The following is a 2,004-nucleotide window of genomic DNA, read 5'->3' as shown; positions in this document are numbered from 1 at the left end:
TATTTGACTAAGATTTGGTAGAAGGGAAATGGAAGATATGGATTTAAGGATCTGAATGACAATTATTATGCTGTTGATGTTAAGACACATAATGTTGATACGGATTTTAATATGCCGAGTTTGATTTCTGTATAAAGGTTGGCTACCTTATATGAAAATGATGATAAGAATAATTTTTATTCTTAAGCGTAATGGACATTTGGTAGGCTGAAAAGCTCCAAATGTCCTTTACGCCGGGAACTAATTGAAATTCTCTAAATAAAATAAAGAAACAATATATTTACAATGTAACCATTCGTTTTGCAATTTATTTAGCAAAATCTTATCCTTTATTTGGCTATTGTATCAAATTAATTATAGATTTTTCTTAACTTTGTAGTTGGGTATAAAACATAGAGAACAAACATACAATATAAGAATAATTAAATTCTAATGATAATTATGGAAAATGAGAAAATAAAACCTGGATACATTCGTGATTACGTATCGGGAATAGAAGTAAAAGCTACTCCTGAAGAAATAGAAGCTGTACAGGTTTATTCAAAAATACTTGTCGAAGATTATCATTACCCTAAAGAGTGTATTCAGACTCATCCACAATTCAGAGTAAAATCCTCCCCATCAGATACCCAGTATAAATACCCTGTTGATATAGTTGTTTTCAAAACATCCGAAAAAAAACACGGTGATGAAATAATCATCGTTGAATGTAAGAAGAAAACTCGTGAAGATGGTATTTCACAATTAAAAGATTATCTTAAATTTTGCGATGCAGAATTAGGAGTTTGGTATAATGGCGAATCAACACATTATATTAGGAAGTTTTTCCGAGATGGGAAAATCTATTTCGATGACAATATAATTAATATCCCACAACACAACCAAAGGTTAGAAGACATTGGTTTGTTTAAAAGAAAAGATTTAATTACAACCCATAATCTAAAATCCAAGTTTATTTCTATAAGGAACTATCTCGCTGGGAATGCTGTGGGTACTACCAGGGACGAGGAGCTAGCCAAACAGATTATCAATATTATTTTATGTAAATTGTATGATGAGAAATTCACCCGTTTAGATGATATTGTCACATTTAGAGCTGGAATTAATGAAAATCCTAAAGAAGTTGCTAAGCGAATTAAAGATAAATTTAATGAAGCTAAAATCGTATATAAAGATGTTTTAGATGAAAAAGAGACTATTGAATTAGATGACAAATCCTTGACTTATGTCGTTGGTGAACTTCAAAATTATTCGTTAATGACGGCTGAACGAGATGTTGTTGGCGATGCATTTGAAGTTTTTATTCATAGAGCATTAAAAGGAGGACAAGGACAATATTTTACACCAAAGAATGTTGTTAAAGCAGCCATAAATATTCTTGATATTGACACTGAAGAAAAAATCATTGATCCAGCTTGCGGGTCAGGAGGTTTTCTCATAGAAGGTCTAAAATTTTTGCATAAAAAGATTGAAGATAATGGCAAAAAATATAATTGGCCACAAACAGAAATTGAGACCGAAAAAATAGCAAAAGCCAATGTAAATTTTAGAGGAATAGAAAAAGATACATTTCTTTCAAAAGTTGTAAAAGCATACATGGTTATTATGGGTGATGGAAAGAGTGGTATCTTTTGCGAAGATAGTCTCGAATCCCCTAAGAACTGGCAGCCAAAAACTCAAGCTAGTGTTCAACTCAATACTTTTGACATATTGTTAGCCAACCCACCATTTGGGGCAAAAATACCTGTAAAAGGTGAAAAGAAACTATCGCAATTCCCCTTAGGGTATAAGTGGAAATTTGATAAGAAATCAAACAAATGGATTAAAGATAAGATTAAGGATAAAGAAGCACCTCAAATACTTTTTATTGATAGATGCTTGGACTTTGTTAGGGAAGGAGGAAAATTAGCCTTAGTGTTGCCTGACGGAATGCTGAGCAATCCTACTGATGGTTATATTGTGCAGCATATACTTCAGAGGTCAGAACTAATAGGATTGATAGAT

The 2,004-nt window shown here is 32.0% G+C and carries 1 protein-coding gene; it reads left to right on the top strand.

The window, feature by feature from the left end; translation table 11 throughout:
- Positions 1 to 441: 441 nt before the first annotated feature.
- Positions 442 to 2,004 (top strand): restriction endonuclease subunit M (locus ETF27_RS11125; RefSeq protein ID WP_158636000.1); only part of this gene is annotated, 1,563 nt, incomplete at its 3' end.

The sequence above is a fragment of the Prevotella brunnea genome (genome assembly GCF_008016795.1).
GTDB lineage: Bacteria > Bacteroidota > Bacteroidia > Bacteroidales > Bacteroidaceae > Prevotella > Prevotella brunnea.
The sequence above is the reverse complement of the archived record's forward strand: the minus strand, read 5'-3'. Positions and strand labels throughout refer to the sequence as shown.